Source organism: Paenibacillus crassostreae (assembly GCF_001857945.1).
GTDB classification, from domain to species: domain Bacteria; phylum Bacillota; class Bacilli; order Paenibacillales; family Paenibacillaceae; genus Paenibacillus_AQ; species Paenibacillus_AQ crassostreae.
In genome coordinates, this window is sequence record NZ_CP017770.1 from 3884789 (window position 1) to 3903725 (window position 18937).

Annotated in this window: 19 protein-coding genes, 1 tRNA gene and 1 pseudogene; 18 read left to right on the forward strand and 3 right to left on the reverse strand. The window is 40.9% G+C overall.

From position 1 onward, the window contains the following. Positions 1-22 precede the first annotated feature (22 nt). The 8 genes from LPB68_RS17915 to LPB68_RS17950 all read left to right on the forward strand — a co-directional run bounded on the left by LPB68_RS17915 (position 23) and on the right by LPB68_RS17950 (position 8028). Entirely contained in the window at positions 23-757 is a 735-nt protein-coding gene (locus LPB68_RS17915; RefSeq protein ID WP_068656409.1) for a response regulator transcription factor, read from the forward strand. Positions 758-967: 210 nt separating this feature from the next. After that, entirely contained in the window at positions 968-1723 is a 756-nt protein-coding gene (gene pstB, locus LPB68_RS17920) for a phosphate ABC transporter ATP-binding protein PstB (RefSeq protein WP_068656407.1), read from the forward strand. Positions 1724-1756: 33 nt separating this feature from the next. Continuing rightward, positions 1757-2416: a phosphate signaling complex protein PhoU gene (phoU, locus tag LPB68_RS17925; protein ID WP_068656405.1), complete on the forward strand. Its 660-nt coding sequence runs from the start codon at positions 1757-1759 to the stop codon at positions 2414-2416. A gap of 103 nt (positions 2417-2519) precedes the next feature. Beyond that, entirely contained in the window at positions 2520-5180 is a 2661-nt protein-coding gene (gene polA, locus LPB68_RS17930) for a DNA polymerase I (RefSeq protein ID WP_068656403.1), read from the forward strand. A 50-nt stretch (positions 5181-5230) separates the two neighbouring features. Further along, positions 5231-6058, forward strand: a complete 828-nt coding sequence (gene mutM / locus LPB68_RS17935) for a DNA-formamidopyrimidine glycosylase (RefSeq protein WP_068656401.1) — start codon at positions 5231-5233, stop codon at positions 6056-6058. Between the two features lie 121 nt (positions 6059-6179). Next, positions 6180-6863 carry a sporulation membrane protein YtaF gene (gene ytaF / locus LPB68_RS17940; RefSeq protein ID WP_198402124.1) on the forward strand — a complete coding sequence of 228 codons (684 nt, stop codon included), beginning with the start codon at positions 6180-6182 and terminating at the stop codon, positions 6861-6863. 8 nt (positions 6864-6871) lie between these two features. Further along, on the forward strand, positions 6872-7468 hold the full coding sequence (gene coaE / locus LPB68_RS17945) for a dephospho-CoA kinase (protein WP_068656399.1): 597 nt from the start codon (positions 6872-6874) through the stop codon (positions 7466-7468). Next, positions 7465-8028, forward strand: a complete 564-nt coding sequence (locus LPB68_RS17950) for a lytic transglycosylase domain-containing protein (protein ID WP_068656397.1) — start codon at positions 7465-7467, stop codon at positions 8026-8028. The genes coaE and LPB68_RS17950 overlap by 4 nt, the downstream gene beginning before the upstream one ends. Positions 8029-8100: 72 nt before the next feature. Here the strand turns inward: LPB68_RS17950 and LPB68_RS17955 are convergent, their stop codons facing one another. After that, the gene (locus LPB68_RS17955; RefSeq protein ID WP_068656395.1) at positions 8101-8316 is read right to left on the reverse strand and encodes an alpha/beta-type small acid-soluble spore protein; all 216 of its coding nucleotides are present in this window, start codon (positions 8314-8316) and stop codon (positions 8101-8103) included. Positions 8317-8453: 137 nt separating this feature from the next. Here LPB68_RS17955 and nrdR point away from each other — a divergent pair, with 137 nt between their 5' ends. From nrdR to LPB68_RS17990, 7 genes are all read left to right on the forward strand, one after another. Continuing rightward, entirely contained in the window at positions 8454-8921 is a 468-nt protein-coding gene (gene nrdR / locus LPB68_RS17960) for a transcriptional regulator NrdR (protein WP_068656392.1), read from the forward strand. A gap of 64 nt (positions 8922-8985) precedes the next feature. Next, positions 8986-9061: transfer RNA gene (locus tag LPB68_RS17965), tRNA-Ala, on the forward strand. 296 nt (positions 9062-9357) lie between these two features. Further along, positions 9358-12156: a winged helix-turn-helix domain-containing protein gene (locus LPB68_RS17970; protein WP_068656390.1), complete on the forward strand. Its 2799-nt coding sequence runs from the start codon at positions 9358-9360 to the stop codon at positions 12154-12156. 178 nt (positions 12157-12334) lie between these two features. Beyond that, positions 12335-12463, forward strand: coding sequence for a hypothetical protein (locus LPB68_RS23680; RefSeq protein WP_257786617.1), 129 nt, complete (start codon positions 12335-12337; stop codon positions 12461-12463). A 365-nt stretch (positions 12464-12828) separates the two neighbouring features. Then, positions 12829-13659 (forward strand): SDR family oxidoreductase, encoded by an 831-nt coding sequence (locus tag LPB68_RS17980; RefSeq protein ID WP_068656710.1) that lies wholly within the window; start codon positions 12829-12831, stop codon positions 13657-13659. Positions 13660-13897: 238 nt separating this feature from the next. Beyond that, positions 13898-14092 (forward strand): hypothetical protein, encoded by a 195-nt coding sequence (locus LPB68_RS17985; protein WP_068656386.1) that lies wholly within the window; start codon positions 13898-13900, stop codon positions 14090-14092. 62 nt (positions 14093-14154) lie between these two features. Beyond that, complete coding sequence (locus LPB68_RS17990; RefSeq protein WP_068656384.1) at positions 14155-15081, forward strand: NAD(P)-dependent alcohol dehydrogenase; 927 nt, start codon at positions 14155-14157, stop codon at positions 15079-15081. Between the two features lie 369 nt (positions 15082-15450). Here LPB68_RS17990 and LPB68_RS17995 read toward each other — a convergent pair whose 3' ends face one another. Together LPB68_RS17995 and LPB68_RS18000 are read right to left on the reverse strand one after the other, a co-directional pair. Next, complete coding sequence (locus LPB68_RS17995; RefSeq protein ID WP_068656382.1) at positions 15451-15852, reverse strand: VOC family protein; 402 nt, start codon at positions 15850-15852, stop codon at positions 15451-15453. A 104-nt stretch (positions 15853-15956) separates the two neighbouring features. Then, entirely contained in the window at positions 15957-16751 is a 795-nt protein-coding gene (locus LPB68_RS18000; RefSeq protein WP_068656380.1) for an AraC family transcriptional regulator, read from the reverse strand. 115 nt (positions 16752-16866) lie between these two features. Between LPB68_RS18000 and LPB68_RS18005 the strand changes: the two genes are divergently transcribed. The 3 genes and pseudogenes from LPB68_RS18005 (at position 16867) to LPB68_RS18010 (ending at position 18882) form a co-directional block, all read left to right on the forward strand. Further along, entirely contained in the window at positions 16867-17319 is a 453-nt protein-coding gene (locus LPB68_RS18005) for an SRPBCC domain-containing protein (RefSeq protein WP_068656378.1), read from the forward strand. Positions 17320-17493: 174 nt separating this feature from the next. Continuing rightward, positions 17494-17676, forward strand: a pseudogene (locus LPB68_RS23950) (AraC family transcriptional regulator); the annotation flags it as partial. A gap of 81 nt (positions 17677-17757) precedes the next feature. Continuing rightward, complete coding sequence (locus tag LPB68_RS18010; protein WP_068656376.1) at positions 17758-18882, forward strand: phosphatidylglycerol lysyltransferase domain-containing protein; 1125 nt, start codon at positions 17758-17760, stop codon at positions 18880-18882. The last annotated feature ends 55 nt before the right edge of the window (positions 18883-18937 follow it).

The window sequence follows — 18937 nt, forward strand, 5'->3', positions numbered from 1 at the left end:
ATATATGAAATGGGGGTCCCACATGCCACAACGATTATTGGTCATTGAAGATGAGCCGACGTTGGCCCGACTATTATCCTATAATTTAACGCAAGAAGGATATGATGTAACAGTGGAGGATCATGGAACAGCAGGATATGAACGAGCATCTGGAGAATCTTTTGATCTAATACTACTGGACCTCATGCTTCCAGGAATGAATGGAATCGATATACTAAGTAAACTACGGGCTCAGGGGATTGTGACACCTATTATCATTCTAACCGCTAAGAATGCTGAAGAAGAAGTTGTTCAAGGTCTCAAATCGGGTGCGGATGATTACATTACAAAACCTTTTGGAGTATCTGAATTGTTGGCAAGAGTTAGTGCTGTTATGAGACGTGTGTCAGGTAAGAATGAAGAAATTATTCCAACAACACAAAGTTCAGCATCAACGATATCACTAGGTCAATTGGAGATATTCCCAGAGAAATATGAAGTAACCTTAGGCGGAATTAGTATTAATTTACGTCCCAAAGAGTTCGAAGTGTTATTGTATCTTGCTCGTAAACCTGGAGTTGTGCTTACCAGAGATGACCTAATGAATGAGGTATGGGGATTTGATTATATAGGTGGGCAACGAACGGTAGATGTGCATGTGAGTTCACTACGCAAAAAGTTAGAACTTGACCCTGATTCAGTACACATTGATTCAATTCGTGGTGTAGGGTATAAATTAGTTGTGAATAAGAAGAAAAGCACGCCTCATTTAATCTGAAATGAGGGCCCTTCCTTCTTTTGACAATAGAAGAACAGTATATTATTAATTTTAATAGTAAAGGCTAGCTTGGGAATATAATGTGATAACTCAGGTATTAGTCTGATTATTAGAATTTACATGGAGTTTACAATTGTGAGGCACTGTGTTTACATAAAAAAGGTATGATATTAGGGTATTCCACGTAGAGATAAGGAGACAGTATATTAAATGGAAGATATTATCCATATTAAGCAATTGAATTTATTCTATGAAGACTTCCATGCTCTAAAAAATGTTGATCTTACGATTCCAGAGAAGATGATTACAGCATTTATTGGACCTTCTGGTTGTGGTAAATCCACATTATTACGTACATTAAACCGCATGAATGATATGATCTCAGGAACTCGAATTGAAGGTTCTGTTCAAATTAATGGCAAAGAAATATACGGTGAAGATGTTGAGGTCGAATCCCTGCGTAAGCAAATAGGCATGGTGTTCCAGCAACCTAATCCATTTCCAAAATCAATATATGATAATATTGCTTATGGTCCTCGTCTGCATGGCGTAACTCAAAAAGCAGAACTTGATCAAATTGTAGAACAAAGTTTGCACCAAGCAGCACTCTGGGATGAAGTGAAAGATTATTTAAAACGCTCTGCACTTAGCCTTTCTGGAGGACAACAACAACGGTTATGTATTGCTCGAGCACTGGCAGTACAACCAGATATTTTGTTAATGGATGAAGCGACATCAGCCTTGGATCCAATCTCGACACTCAAGATTGAAGAGTTAATTCAGGAATTGAAGGAAAGTTATACTATAGTCATGGTTACTCATAATATGCATCAAGCAGCACGCGTATCTGGGCAGACGGTATTTTTTCTAAATGGGGAAGTCGTGGAGTCGAATGAAACCAATATTCTGTTCACTAATCCGCATGATTCACGAACAGAAGATTATATTTCTGGTAGATTCGGTTAAGAATAGGGGTTACTGATAGGAGGATAAGGACAGATGATTCGGAGAATAGGATTAGATCAGGACTTAGAAGAATTACGTACATTGTTAAAAAAAATGGGTGAACATGTGATTGATGCTCTAGATGGAGCGATTTCAGCATTGCATACTCAGAATGTAGAAAAAGCACAGAATATCGTTAAAAATGATATATTACTCAATGCAATGGAAGATCAGATTATGGATATTGGGTCGCGCTTAATTGTTACACAGCAACCTGTGGCCAAAGATCTACGTCGTATTATCGTTGCTTTCAAAATATCTAGTGACTTGGAACGTATGGGAGATCTTGCATTGGATATTGCGAAAGTAGCACTCCGTATTCAAGGTCAAACTTTAATTAAACCACTTGTTGATATTCCCAATATGTCGGAAATCGTTAAAGTTATGATCACGGAAGCTATTACTTCATATCTTGATGAGAATACAGATCTAGCCTTAAAAATGGCTCAGGATGATGATGAAGTTGATCATTTATATGGACAGATGATTACTGAATTATATGAATTTATATCAAATCAACCTGAATCTACTCCTCAAGTGATGTTACTAACGTTAGTAGGCCGCTACATTGAACGGATCGCTGACCACGCAACAAATATTGGGGAAAGTGTTATTTACCTGGTAACAGGAACGAGACCCGATCTGAATCAATAATAAATAATCTTGAAGCACCGACAATATTGTCGGTGCTTTTTTCTCGAAAACGGGTTCATATGGTATTATGAGAAAAGAAAGTTGTATAAAGGGATGGTGTATTATGGATAAGCTAATTCTTATAGATGGCAATAGTATTATTTACCGTGCTTTTTTTGCAATGCCGCCACTTACGAACACTAAAGGTTGGCATACGAATGCAGTATATGGATTTACGAATATGTTATTGCGGATCATTGAGGATCATAAGCCAACACATATGATGGTTGCCTTTGATGCGGGTAAAATTACATTCCGACATGAAAGTTACAAAGAATATAAAGGTGGACGTAACAAAACTCCACATGAATTGTCTGAACAGTTTCCTTTGTTAAAGGAGTTATTACAGGGATTAGGAATTGCACAGTATGAATTGAGCGGATATGAAGCTGATGATATCATTGGTACCATTTCGAAAGAAGCTGAGCAAGCTGGTCAGGAAGTATTAGTGATATCAGGGGATAAGGATATGTTCCAATTGGCTTCGGAACATGTTGAGATTGGATTGACTCGAAAAGGTGTTACTGAGATTGAAATATACAATCCAGAGCAAATTCATGAAAGATATGGGCTTAAACCTCATCAGATTACAGACTTGAAAGGACTCATGGGCGATACATCGGATAATATTCCTGGTGTCCCAGGTGTGGGTGAGAAAACTGCTCTTAAGCTTCTGCATCAATTTGGCTCAGTAGAAGATGTTCTAGCCAATATACATGAGTTAAAGGGGAAAATGAAGGAAAAGATTGAGACTCATGCGGATGATGCGGTGCTAAGTAAGAAACTGGCAACGATATATCGTGAAGTCGTATTGGACAAGACATTGGATGAGATGGTGTTCAATGGTTTTAATCCAGATACTTCGGGTCCAGCGTTAGCCAAATTAGAATTTAAGTCTATGCTTGAGCGTCTATCTTTATCTGGTGAAGCAGGACTAGAAGATGGTATTGCTAAACAACCTACTCTGAATGTAGAAGTAACAGTAATTAATGAAGATAATATAAAAGAATTTATTTCACGTCTTCCACAAGTCAAAGTATTACACGTGGAGACTTATGGAGAAAACCCACACCGCGCAGAAATTATTGGTGTTGTGTTCTCATCGGAAGAACATCATGATTATGTCCCATTTGATCTATTCAAAACAGATCATGCCGCACCTATTCTGAACTGGTTGCAAGATCCTGCGTATCCGAAGCGCGGGTATGACTTACACCGGATGGATCTCGCACTGCATTGGCATGAGATTCCTTTCGCAGGAGTTACATTTGATGTTCAACTTGCGGCGTATTTGCTCGATCCAACCGAATCTAATCAGACAATAAGTGCACTTGCTGCAAAATATGGTTTATCCTCATTAGTTGTTGAAGAAGATATATTTGGTAAAGGTGCGAAATATAAGGTGCCTGAGATCGAAGTATTGAGTAACCATTTAGCACGTAAGTCAGCTACAGTTCTCAGTATCATTCCGAAGCAAGAAGAAGAATTAGAGAAGAATGAAATGAAGTCTTTATTCCATGATCTGGAGATGCCATTATCACGTATTCTTGCAGATATGGAGAAGCAGGGGATCGAAGTTTATACGAAGGATTTGCAAGAACTTGGTAAGGAGTTTGAGAGTCAGATTCACCAACTTGAGGAAGACATATATCGTATTGCAGATGGGAAATTTAACATCAACTCTCCAAAACAATTAGGTGAGATTCTGTTCGTGAAACTAGGTCTGCCTGTTGTCAAAAAGACGAAAACTGGATTCTCAACTGACGCTGAGGTGCTTGAAAAATTAGCCCCTTATCACGAGATCGTACAACATATCCTGCAATATCGCACGCTTGCGAAATTACAATCAACATATGTCGAAGGGTTACTTAAGGAGATTTCTCCGAAGACTGGAAAAGTGCATACGTATTATCGGCAGACGATTGCAGCCACAGGTCGATTAAGTAGCCAATTTCCAAATCTGCAGAATATTCCGATTCGTCTTGAAGAAGGCCGTAAAATCCGTAAAGTATTTGTTCCTTCTGAATCTGGCTGGTCCATCTTGGCTGCCGATTATTCACAAATAGAATTACGTGTATTGGCGCATATCTCTAATGATGAACGATTAATTGAAGCATTTCTTCAAGATATGGACATTCATACAAAAACAGCTATGGATGTATTCGGAGTAAAACCGGAAGAGGTGGACTCTAATATGCGTCGTTCTGCTAAGGCAGTAAACTTCGGAATTGTATACGGAATCAGTGATTATGGATTATCGCAGAATCTTAATATTACTCGGAAAGAAGCTTCACAATTTATTGAGCAATACTTTGCAATATTCCAAGGTGTTAAACAATATATGAGTGATATCGTGAAGGAAGCGAAAGAGAATGGTTATGTCACGACGCTCTTGGGAAGAAGAAGGTATCTACCAGAAATTAATGCAAGTAATTTTAATCTTCGATCATTCGCAGAACGAATGGCTATGAATACACCTATTCAAGGTACCGCAGCAGATATCATTAAACTTGCTATGGTACATATGGATAAGGCACTTTCAGACAAACAATTAAAGAGTCGTATGCTTCTTCAAGTACATGATGAATTAGTTTTTGAGGTTCCCGAGGATGAGCTTGAGCTGATGAAAGTACTTGTTCCCGAGATCATGTCTAAAGCCCTTCAACTGGTTGTGCCGCTTAATGCAGAAGTGAGTTTTGGTAGCAACTGGTATGAAGCTAAATAGTACCCAAATCGGTTACAATTCCGTTATAATGGGATAGAGGTGAGAACATAATGCCGGAATTGCCAGAAGTTGAGACCGTCAAAAATACGTTAAATTTATTGATTAAAGATAAAATAATTGATCATGTAAGTGTTCATTTGGCGCGAATTATCCAGCGCCCTGATGATATAGAAGAATTTAGTTTTTTGCTCGCTGGACATACCATTCAAGGTGTAGAACGTCGCGGGAAATTTCTGCGTATTCTGTTGGATGGTCTTGTACTTGTATCCCATTTGCGGATGGAAGGAAGATATGGGCTTTTCTCAAGTCAGGACCCTGTAGAGAAGCATACACATGTTATTTTTCATTTCAATGATGGAACAGAACTTCGATATAAAGATGTTCGGCAATTTGGGACGATGCATTTGTTTGGAGCAGGAGAGGAATTAATAAATCTCCCTTTGTCCAAGCTAGGGATAGAGCCATTAGATGAGTCTTTTACCAAAGAGAAATTAAAGATGATATTAAACGGAAAGAAGACAAAAATTAAATCTGTTCTTCTGAACCAGGTATATATTGTTGGGATTGGGAATATCTATGTGGATGAATCTTTATTTAAGGCAGGGATCCATCCTGAACTAAATGCTGGTTCTTTAGAGGACAAGCAAATTGAGAAATTGCATCATGCCATAGTTAATACGTTGTCAGAGTCCATTGAAGCGGGAGGATCCTCCATCAAATCTTATGTGAATGGACAAGGGGAGATGGGGATGTTTCAACAACAGCTACAAGTATATGGCCGGCAAGGAAAACCCTGTGTGAAATGTAGCGCCCTGATTGAGAAAACAGTCGTAGGTGGAAGAGGAACTCATTTTTGTCCGAAGTGTCAAGAGATATAGAAGTAAAAGAATGTGCACCCCTCGATTCTTACTCCATATAATAACGGAGGATATATCGACCGTAGTGGATGAGTTCAGATTGGATGATCTGATGATCCATTCGAGATTGGGAGGGAACAGGGTGCTTAGTCACATTCTTGCACTGATGTTGCTGTCTTTTGCAGTAAGTTTGGATAGTTTTGGAGTGGGGATTACATATGGATTAAGAAAATTGAAAATCCCCTTGTTATCGATCATGATTATTTCCACTCTTTCAGGTGTAGTTATTTACATTTCAATGCAGCTTGGAGTTCTGTTAGCCAACTTAATTTCTCCAATTGTAGCTTCTGTTGTAGGGGCAATGATTCTTATTGTAATGGGATTATGGTCTTTGATGCAGATGATTGTGCAAAAAGAAAAGGATCCATTGGTGGAGTCTGGGAATGTTAAGAGGATCGAGGAAATGCTTCCTCTTCCCGTGGAACGTAAGGTATTCTCATTTGAAATTCGTAAAATGGGATTAGTTATACAAATATTACGTACGCCTTCTTCAGCAGATGTAGATGAATCAGGTAGTATCTCGGGGTATGAGGCAATGTGGTTAGGAATTGCATTATCTTTAGATGCCTTAGGTGCAGGACTAGGTGCAGCTTTACTTGGGTTCCCTCCTTGGTCTACATCGTTAGTTATAGCTTTATTTAGCGGTAGTTTTCTAGTAGTGGGTATGAATACAGGATTTCGATTCGCGACAAAATCTTGGACGCGTCATATGGCGGCAATACCCGCGTTATTGTTAATAGTCATGGGAATAATGAAGCTGTTATGAGGTGAATTATGAATATAGGATTAACTGGAGGTATTGCAACGGGAAAGAGTACGGTATCCTCTCTTCTAATAAAGAAGGGGGCTTTACTCGTTGATGCGGATACCATTGCCCGGGAGGTTATGCTTCCGGGTCAACCTGTTCTTGCAGCAGTATCTGAATTTTTTGGACAAGCTATACTGCAAGCTGATGGTACTTTAGACCGCAAGAAACTTGGGAATATTGTTTTTAATGATAAAAAGGCTCTTCAAGCATTAAATGAAATGAGTCATCCCGAAATTCGTAAACAGATAAAAGAGCGTATGAATGAGCTAGAGAAATTGAATCCTAATGTGCTAGTTGTGGTGGATATTCCCCTATTGATAGAATCCGGATACCAATCAATGTTCGAACAAGTGATGGTGGTGTTTGTGCCACGGGATATTCAGAAACAACGGTTGATATTAAGAGATTCTTTAACAGACGAAGAGGCTGAAGCGCGTCTCCATGCACAAATGGATATTGAGGAGAAGAAGAAGCAAGCAGATATCACCATTGATAACAGTAATAGCTTAGAAGAAACGAAGCAACAATTGGATCGATTCTGGCTTAAGTTAGGCTTATTATGAGGATCTTTCATAAAAAAAGACTGCTCTTGCTTCTATTTATCACATTTGTGTCGTTGTTATTTTTTAATAGTAATTGGATGTCATGGTTCTATCCTATACACTATAAAGAAGAGATCAGAATGCAAGCAGAAGAATATCATGTTGATCCTTATCTCATAGCATCTATTATACGAGTGGAGACAAATTTCAAGGTAGGCAAGGAATCGAAAAGTGGGGCACTTGGCATAATGCAGCTAATGCCAGATACAGCAAAATGGGCGATGGAAAAGGCTAAACTTCCTGAAGTCGATATGGAAAATATTAAACATGAGACTCTTAATAATATTGGAATTGGGACATGGTATCTTTCTTGGTTATCGAAACAATTCTCTGGCAATCAAATTGCAGTTATTGCAGCTTATAATGCTGGACCTGGTAATGTAAAAACTTGGATTGAAGAAAAGGTATGGGATGGCAAATACGAAAGTACGAAAGATATCCCATTTGGAGAAACAAGACATTATGTACAACGAGTGGTCTACTATTACAATCAATATACAGATGTTTACGACGAATTCTAATTAACTTATTTGAAATGAAAGAAGTGTAAGACCTGATACCATCAGGCCTAACACTTCTTAATCTAGATCATATTAGCTAAATTGACCAGCTAGTTGTTGTTCAGCAATGGTTACCAATCGTTTCGTGATATATCCCCCGATTGAACCGTTCTCATATGAAGTCATATTTCCTTGATATCCATCTTGAGGAATACTAATACCAAGTTCTTGGGCAATCTCAAATTTCAATTGTTCAAGGGCACCATTAGCTCTAGTTACAACTAAATTATTTGAATTGTTTGTACTCATGTTGTTCACCTCCTCTTTGTTGGTAAAAGTATTATGTGCCATAATGGTAATATTCATAACTAATTCACGATATAAAAATAAAGGAAAAAAAGATAAAAAATGTTTAGATCTCTCATGAAAAGGAAGTGTTAACGAAAATGAAATGTCCTTATTGCGATTATGCGGGAACGAAGGTATTGGATTCACGTCCAGCAAATGAGAATAAATCGATACGCCGTAGGCGTGAATGTGAACAATGTAGTCGGAGATTTACAACGTTTGAAATGATTGAAGAAGCACCATTGATTGTTATAAAGAAGAATGGTAACCGGGAAGAATTTAATCGTGATAAAATTATGCGTGGATTGATTCGGGCGTGTGAGAAACGTCCAGTATCTGTAGAGCAGTTCGATATGATCGTATCTGAAGTTGAGAAGGCACTTCGAGACACCGCAGTACCTGAAGTCGATAGCCAGCAGATTGGTGAACTTGTCATGGAAGAGCTATATCAAGTAGATGAGGTAGCCTATGTAAGGTTCGCTTCTGTTTATCGTCAATTCAAAGATATCAATATGTTCATGAAGGAATTAAAGACCCTTCTATCAAAAAGCACATCAGATGAATAAGATAATATTGCGATTGACACCAACATTAATATTTGGTAAATTACTCAATATTAATGTTGTCAATGGGGCCTTAGCTCAGCTGGGAGAGCGCATCGCTGGCAGCGATGAGGTCAGGGGTTCGATCCCCCTAGGCTCCACCAAACATACAACAAATAACCACGCCAATTGCGGCGTGGTTTTCTTGTTGTATGGGTGGACAGCCAAGGGGGGAGAGCCCCTAAGGGTTCGTCCGTGCGGAGGTAGTGGAAGGAATCGCATCTCTGATTCAGCATCAACGAACGAGCACGGTGTCTAAATCTGCCTCTAAGATCGTCATCTGCGAATCGTCTTCGTCAGCAAGAATAGAGGTCTAACAAATGTGGTGTGAGCAATGTTTAATTCCTCTGAGCTGGACTCTTTGTTGACGGTGGAGGACTGTGAACATTATAATTTATCTATGACTATTCCAATTATATCCACTAAACTATATATCCCCCCAACTCGGACTAGAGTTGTGCTCCGCCCCCGCTTGATCGAGCGGCTGAACGAGGGTTTGCACAGCAAACTGACCCTCGTCTCTGCCTCTGCCGGCTTTGGTAAAACAACGCTGGTCAGCGAATGGCTCGCCGGTTGTGAACTGCCGGCCGCCTGGCTGTCGCTGGACGAAGGGGATAACGACCAAACACGTTTTCTGACTTACCTCATTGCTGCGTTACAGACAATTGCAGCGAATATTGGAGAAGGTGTGTTTGCTGTGCTCCAATCTCCTCAGCCACCGGCAACCGAAACAATTCTGACGGTCTTGCTCAATGAAATCTCCACCATCCCGCATAATTTCGTCCTCGTCCTTGACGACTACCACGTTATAGATGCTAAAACAATTGATCATGCACTCACCTTTCTGCTCGAGCACCTGCCGCCACAGATGCACCTGGTTATCATTACCCGCGAGGATCCGAATTTGTCCCTGGCCCGGTTACGTGTCCGGGGTCAATTAACCGAGCTGCGTGTCGCAGACTTGTGTTTCACCTCCTTCGAAGCCACAGCATTTCTCAACCAGGTGATGGACCTAAACCTTTCACCGGAAGACATCACTATCTTGGAAACCCAGACCGAAGGCTGGATTGCAGGCCTGCAATTAGCCGCACTTTCCATGCAGGGACATAAAGATGCTACCAGATTCATCCAATCTTTCACGGGTAGCCACCATTTCGTGCTGGACTATCTGGTGGAGGAAGTCCTGCAACAGCAATCCGAAAGCGTTCAGGCATTTTTGTTGCACACATCAATCCTTGATCGCCTGTGCGGTCCCCTTTGTGATGCCGTTCTCTTTGACTCATCTGCTTCAGGGCAAGAAATCCTTACATATCTCGAACGGGCCAACCTGTTCATCGTCCCACTGGACAATGATCGGCGTTGGTTCCGCTATCACCATCTCTTTGCTGATTTGCTGCGGCAGCGAGTGAACCAGAGCATCGCCTCGTCCACTGGAAATGAGGGGAAGGGAGTGTTAGCCGAATTACATAAACGTGCCAGTGTATGGTTTGAAGAAAATGGTCTAGAGATAGAAGCATTTCACCATGCTGTTGCTGCCAATGATGTTGAGCGGGCCTCGCGGCTGGTTGAAGGAGAGGGGATACCCCTGCACATTCGAGGTGGGGTGACCCCTGTACTGAACTGGCTGAAGTCGCTGCCGTCGGTGGTACTGGATGCCAGGCCATCGTTATGGGTGATGTACGCCTCGGCATTAGTGATTGCCGGCCAACCAACCGGCATCGAACAGAAATTTCAAGCTGCGGAAGCAGCCCTGCAAGGCGCCAAGCTAGATGACAAGACCAATGACCTTGTAGGACTTATTGCCTCAGGACGGGCCACGTTGGCTCTGTTAGTAATTACCGGCCAACCGGCCGCCGGCGAAGAACAGATACTTCAAGCTACCGAAGCAGCCCTGCAAGGCACGGATCCAGACGACAAGACCAACGAGCTTGTAGGACTTATTGCCCCTATACGGGCCACGTTGGCTATCAGTCAGTATCAGGTGGAAACGATCATAGCCCAGTCGCTCCGTGCTCTAGAATATCTGCACCCCGATAACCTGCCAGTCCGTACTGCAGCTACTTGGATGCTGGGGCATGCCTACCAGCTCAAGGGAGATCGTGCTGCAGCCATGCAGACCTATACCGATGCTATTTCTATCAGTCAAAAGATTGAGCATAACATTATCACCATAGCGGCTACAATTGGCCTTGGGAACGTACAAGAAGGAGAAAATCAGCTCTATTTGGCCGCCCAAACCTATCGCCGTGTCCTGCAACTAGCAGGTGATCCGCCACAGCCAGTTGCTTGCGAAGCACATCTTGGATTAGCCCGTATATTCTACGAATGGAATGATATGAAATCTGCGGAACAGCACGCACAAGAGAGTCTCCAACTAGCGAAGCAGATAGAAAATACGGATAGATTCGTTTCATGTGAGGTGTTTCTCGCCCGTCTGAAATTTGCTCACGGAGATATGACCGGCGCAGCCGCTATTATAGCTAAGGCTGATCATTTCGTGCGCCAACATAACTATGTTTATCAGATGCCTGAGATTGCTGCAGTGCAAGTGCTCACGTTGCTTCATCAAGGCAATCTAGCAGCCGCGGCTCATCTTGCTCAGACACACGAATTTCCCATTAGTCAGGCACGGGTAGACCTTGCCCGAGGAGACACATCCGAAGCATTGGCAGTTCTGGGACCATTACAAGTGCAGATGGAGGCAAGAGACTGGAAAGATGAACAGCTCAAGGTAATGGTTCTACAGGCTGTTGCTCTATATATGCATGGAGAAAAGGACAAGGCGTTGCAAATGCTGGCTGCCGCGCTGGTGCAGGCAGAGAAAGGCGGCTTCATCCGTATCTTTGTCGATGAAGGTACTTTGATGGCTGAGCTTTTGTCCGAAGCTGCTAGTCATGGGATTATGCCAGGTTATATAGGCAAGCTGCTGGCTGTGTTTGTTGCTGAGAAGCGGAAGAGTGAAGACAAGTCTTATCAGAGCCCAACCCCACCTGCCCAGCCCCTTATCGAGCCATTGAGTGAGCGCGAGTTAAATATTCTAAAACTCATTTCCCAAGGACTCTCGAATCATGAGATTAGCGAGCGGCTTTTCCTCGCCTTGAGTACGGTTAAAGGGCACAATCGAATTATCTTTGACAAATTGGAGGTCCAGAGACGCACGGAAGCAGTTGCACGTGCCCGAGAGTTGGGCCTATTGTAGCTTTAAGTTTAGAACCTTTACCCTCTCAATAATCCCACAACAATACCCCTAAAAAACTAATTCCTAAACCAATACCTTTAAAAATACTTTAGTATCTATTCGTCAATACCGTATTTTCGATACACTCCTTGTAGCAAGTGACACAGAAAGTAATGACCGGCCACAAAGAAGGAGGATTATGTCAAAAGAAATCAAATTAAAAACTGAACCAAGTGAACCAATGACCTATCAAATCATGATCAAAGGCCATCTGGGACCAGGCTTGACTTACTGGTTCGAAGAAAAAGTGAAAGGAGTAATAAAATGAGTACAAACAAAAAAACGGAAAGAGTTATAGAGGATGTGCAGTGCGCTAACTTCATTTCCGCCACATTGTTTTTTGTTCTTAATCTCATGGGATTGCCTGGATCCCCTTCTGCTTACGAAATATTCCTAATCATAGTTATGCTTGTTTTTAATATATTAATTTTTGGCTATGCATGGAGATGGTCTAAACAGAAAGGAAGGGTACACTCATGAAAGCAATTGTATGCACAAAATATGGATTACCCGATGTTCTTCAGCTGAGAGAAGTAGCAAAACCAACTGGCCCACCGTTATGTTGATAAAGGGCACTAAAGGGAAATCTCGTCATTACTGTGAGGAAGAAGAGATAAGGATATGACAATTTCTATGAATAAACGATTTTGTTTGGTTACTGGAGCGACTTCAGGATTAGGTGAGGCAACGGCTAGAGGGCTTGCAGCGCTAGGGGCTCATGTGATTTTGGCTTGCCGTGATGTGAAGAAAGGACTTGTGATTGCTGACTCTATTAAGATGACAACGGGGAATAGGAATATTGATATATTGCAGGTAGACTTAGCATCATTAGCTTCAATCCGATGTGCTGCCCAAGAGTTTAGAGAGAAATATGATAAATTGCATGTACTGGTAAATTGTGCCGCGGTCATACACTCGGAGCGAATCCTCACTGGGGATGGGTTTGAATCGATGATGGCTGTAAATCATCTGGCACCATTCTTGTTAACCCATTTATTGTTGGATGTGCTCAAGAATAGTGCTCCTTCTCGCATCATTAATTACACCTCCGCCGTGCAGGAAGAGCTTGATTTTGATGACCTGATGAGCAGCAACAATTTCAGTCGCAAAATGTACGGACGTACCAAAATGGCCAATGTTCTGTTTACCTATGAGCTTTCGCATCGCCTGGAAGGAAGCGGGGTAACGGTCAATTGCCTGCATCCGGGTGTTGTTCGTACTCGATTAGGTAGAGACATGACGGGTATGCTCAAGCTTGTTATCACATTGATGCTGCCATTCTTTCTATCAGCGGCCAAAGGTGCGGAAACCGCGGTTTATCTGGCATCCTCAGCTGAAGTAGAGGGAGTGACAGGGAAGTATTATACGAAGAAGAAAGCCGTTGCTTCATCCCAAGCATCCTATGATGAAGCAGTTATGCGCAGGCTTTGGGAAGCCAGTGAAAAATTGGTTAATATAAACTAACCGAATGAAAGTAAAGAGCCGCAGCTATATATTCCAGCTGAGGCTTTTTAGTATGAAGTTAGAAAGGTAAAGACGCACGGAAACAGTTGCATGTACCCGAGAGTTCAATACCTAAATCGATACCTTTAAAAATACTTTAGTATCTATTAGTCAATACCGAATTTTAGATACACTTCTTGTATTAAGTAAGTGGTACAGACAATAATAACCGGCCACAAAGGAGCAGGATAATGAACCCATGGTTTATCAAATCAGGATCAAAGGACATCTGGGACCTGGGTGGACAGACTGGTTCGAAGGCCTGACCATCACGCTTGAAGAAAACGGTGATACCCTTTTAACCGGTCCCGTGGTCGATCAGGCTGCATTGTATGGATTGCTAAGAAAGGTGCGTGATTTAGGAATGCCATTGCTTTCGGTCATTCGCGTTTAACTCTCGCAGCTAACAGCAACTTATTAAAAACTAGTATTCATTAAAGAAGGTAGGGGACACACATGAAAGCAATTGTATGCACAAAATACGGATCACCGGATGTTCTTCAACTGAGTGAAGTAGCAAAACCAATTCCCAAGGACAATGAAGTGCTGGTGCGGGTACATGCGACAACCGTAACATCAGGGGATTGTAGATGTCGAAGTTTCAACAGCCCTATCTTGATGTGGATCCCCATGCGAATATTTTTAGGCCTCAGAAAACCAAGACAGCCTATACTGGGGGTGGAGTTAGCCGGAGAAATTGAAGCAATAGGCAAAGATGTGAAACGATTTATGAAAGGTGATCAGGTTTATGGATTAACTGGGATGCGTTTTGGTGCTCATGCCGAGTACACCTGTATGCCTGAAGATGGAGTAGTGGCACTAAAACCGTCGAATGTTACCTATGAGGAAGCAGCTGCAGTTCCTTTTGGTGGAACTACAGCATTGCATTTTCTAAAAAAGGGAAATATTCAGATCGGACAGAAAGTTCTTATTTATGGAGCTTCTGGTGCTGTAGGGACTTCCGCGGTACAGCTTGCTAAGTACTTTGGGGCAGAAGTTACCGGGGTATGCAGTACCTCGAATTTAGAATTGGTGAGATCTCTGGGAGCTGATAAGCTAATAGATTACACAAAAGACGATTTCATGAGAAGAGGAGAGCAGTATGATATCATCTTTGATGCAGTTGGGAAAACCTCCAAATCTAATTGCAAGAAAGCCCTAACGCCGAACGGGACATACGTGTCAGTTGAAGGGCATGGGATGGCAAAGGTACGTAAGGGAGATTTAATTCTCCTCAAAGAGCTTATTGAGACGGGTAAGATGACATCGGTCATAGATAGACGCTATAAGTTAGAACAAATTTCCGAAGCTCATCGATATGTGGAAAAAGGGCACAAAAAGGGGAATGTAGTCATCATGGTGGAACATGCTAACAAAATCTAATAGAGCGCTGCACTTATGGTTGGAGTTATTTAGACTAGTATCAAATTTTTGTGGTAGTGAAACCGGTAATGGCGGGAGAGCGCATCGCTGGCAGCGATGAGGCCGGGGGTTCGATCCCCCTAGGCTCCATACAAAAGAAACGTCACCACATAATGTGGTGATGTTTTTTGTATGGAATGACTGTGCGTAGGGAGACGTGGTCCCCGTTAAGTAATCGGAATAAGTATCGAATAAACAATTCAACCATATCATCCGGGCGTGGCTTTCTGTTATTGGTGGCTAGCCGAGATGACCCCAAAGGGTTCACCCGCGTTATTGGTGCCAAGAAAGCACCAACTAATGAGAAAGGTGATTAATTCTACTGCAAATTTACACAAGATTCATCGCAAAAATGGAATGAATATTTCCCTCGGGATCACCGAAGAAGCCAGTAGTATGACCCCAAGACTTGATTTGTGGCCTTGTAACATCAATGGCTCCCTTCGAAACGAATTCATCGTACAAGGCATATACTTGATCCGGCGAATCACATTGGAAATTAAGCTCGACGGCTTGTCCTTTGCGGCTTTCCCTGAAAGAAGAATATCCGTTGGTATTCTCTGCCATTAGCAATTTAGAGCAAATGGCCAATCTCACTCCTGAATTGCTGAATTCTACGTAATGCTCCTCTTCTACAACAATAGTAAATCCCAAGACTTCCTGGTAAAACCGAGCCAATCGAGCAACATTATCAGCTAGCAGTGTAAGTCCTTCCAGTTTTACTATCTTCATTGTTTACCTCGCCTTCATCTTGAGTTTAGCATATTACAAATGGGTGTAATATTTTAACATTTTAGGAGAACAATTCTAATAACCAATTAATAACTAGTGAGTGATCATCTCGATAGATTTGCATAATCCTTCGGTGATTTTCCTATTACTTCCTTGAAATCCTTGCTGAAATGAGCCTGATCGAAATAACCGAGTTCCAAAGCTAAATGGGCGATATCAGCTCCTTTTTCGATCGCTTCGCTAGCCTCGTGCATTCGATAACGCTTTATGACCCACTTTGGACTGACGCCAATGTATTGTTTGAACAAGCGCTGCAAGGTGCGATGAGAAATATGAAAATCTTTCACAATAATCTCGACTCTTATAATGCTGCGGTCTTCAATCATTCGATCGATGATCCTGTTCAATAGGTCTACATTTTGATCGGGTTGGGGAAGATTCTGAGTTAATAATGTTTCGAGACCTACAAGTATATTATCCAAACTCGCATGGGCAAAAATTTCGTTTTCAGCTGTTTTTGCATCAAAAGGAAAGAATTCGGAAATGCTCGCTGTACGATTCGTTAAGGCAGTCATCGGAATCCCTCTATAACAATGAAAGGCACCGGGCCGATACAATACGCCAACGATCCGCCCTTCCCCTTGAAGAATGTACGTTGATTTTTTGCTTTCGATCCCGTTGATTCGAGAAAGTCCACGTTGGAATATGATGTTGACACCCGGGTGCTGTAAGACTTCCTGACGATGCGGGGACTTGCCGGTCAAGTTCCAATCGACTATCCAATAGTGTTGGATAAAAAAACGCAAGTGTTCCGAAGGCTTATGACGTGAAATGGAAAAGTTCCTGTTTGCCGCTTTCATCTGAAGGATACCTTTATTAGGATTCATATTATCATTCATTCGTTACACCGCCTTAAGTGAAAATGTCGTGTTTTTACAAGAAAAGTGAATAACGGATTTGTTAATTTATAACTGAGATGAGTTTGTCACAACTAATATACAGGAGGATGAAGAAATGAAAAAACTGGAATACGCTTTCTATATTGGGGCTGAGCCGAAAGAGGTCTGGGATGTATTATTCGATCCTAAGCTATCAATTCGCGCATTTATGGGTGGAGTAATCCGATCAAGCTTGAAAGTGGGCGATTCGATTGAGTTTGTTGGTCCTGGAAAAGATGGAGATGAAATAGTTTTTATTTATGGTCAGTTGTTAGAGTATGTGCCGCATAAAGTATTGAGCTACACAGATCACCCGGGACCTACACACCATGTTCGACACGCGGAGTTGGAAAGCAGAGTGACCCTGACGTTAGACAAGGTTGGAAAATGCACCAGATTGCATCTCATTAATGATCAATGGACTGATAACCATCCGCTCTACGAGAGTGCGGATCAATATTGGTGGATGATCCTTAGTCATATTAAAACAATTGTGGAAACCGGGAAATTTCTCGATTTTGGCTATTAATATGTGGGAATAATAGGAATAATGCAATGTTAGCATATTTCTGGTTGTGAAGCCAAACGACTTCGTTGAAAATCGAATGGTTCTTGCTTCAAAATGAAACACGCTCCGATCAACTGCTCCAATCAAGCATGCAATACATGTATGCTAGTCAAGGAATGAGAAAAGCTAAGTTATGCTGAAAGGGATGTAAGAAGAAACTTTCAAAAGGAATTGGGAGTTAGTCCGAAAGAACTGTTAGACATCCTTCAATTTCAATACCTATTACGAGAACTATATAACGGTTTTCAGTCCCGATACACGGATATAGCTTTAAAATACGGATACTATGATCAATCAAACAATGGTAGAAATAGTTAATATTTGATATCTATGAACAGTGTCTCCTATATGCTATTATCAAATCTAAGAAATTTGTCGATTCATCAGGAGGAAATACCTATGGTTTTTATGAAAAATCTCATTCCCTACTCTCAAAAACGGCGCACAAACAGAGGTTTATCTGAAAATCAGCTGCAAGTTCATTATGATGAATTGCTATCTTTATTTAAAGAAAAAGGTGGCAATCACGTATCTCATCTTATTTTTTTGCAAGATAAAAAACAATTTTGGACAAAAGATCAGAATGTATTAATTATGTATAAGCAAATATTTGATAAATTAGTCGTACTCGGAGATCCCATTGGTGAAGAATCACATTTTCAATTGGCAATTACTGAATTTAATGAATTTTGTAAATCAAAAAAGTTAAAACCTATTTTTTATCAAGTAAGTCCAAGATATATGCACTCTTATCATGATACTGGTTTTAGGTTTATAAAATTAGGGGAGGAGGCCATTATAAAGCTTACTCATTTTTCTCTTGAAGGAAAAAAGGGAGCAAACCTACGTAATAGAATGAATAAGTTTTTCCGTAACGGTTTTACATTTTGTGTTGTAGATCCTCCTCATACTGATCAACTGCTTGCAAAAATCAAAGAAGTATCGGATTCTTGGTTAGGAAGCCAGAAAGAGAAAGGATTCTCGGTAGTTTCATTTTGTAATGATTACGTCTCGCGTTTTTCGATTGCCCTTATACATAATGCAGAAGGGAAAATTATTGCGTTTGCTACATTAGCTACGGATTATAAACAGACACTAATCATTGATCTTATGAGAAAGAACGAAGATAACCCTCATGGGACAATGGATGTATTGTTTTTACAAATCTTTGAATGGGCAAAATATAATAATTTTCAACAATGTAGTTTAGGGATTGCCCCTTTATCGAATGTTGGAAATTATAAACATTCCTTTATTAGTGAAAAAATTATTCGTTTAGTATATCTCTATGGAAATGACAAGTATAATTTTAAAGGTTTAAAAGAGTTTAAAGGTAAATTTGCAACAGAATGGGAACCGAAATATTTAGCCTATAAAAAATCATTTTTTCCTATTATATTTATCCAATTAGTTTTTTTGATAAATCGTAAACAACAACCCCAACAAAAACCAATAATTAGAAAGAATCGTATGTTTGTAAAAAAGATTTTGAGTAAAAAAGAGTTTTTTACGAAAGATTGGTAGGAAAGTAAGCGTCAAACCCAGCACACCTTCAAGAACCCAAATATACATGAGACAA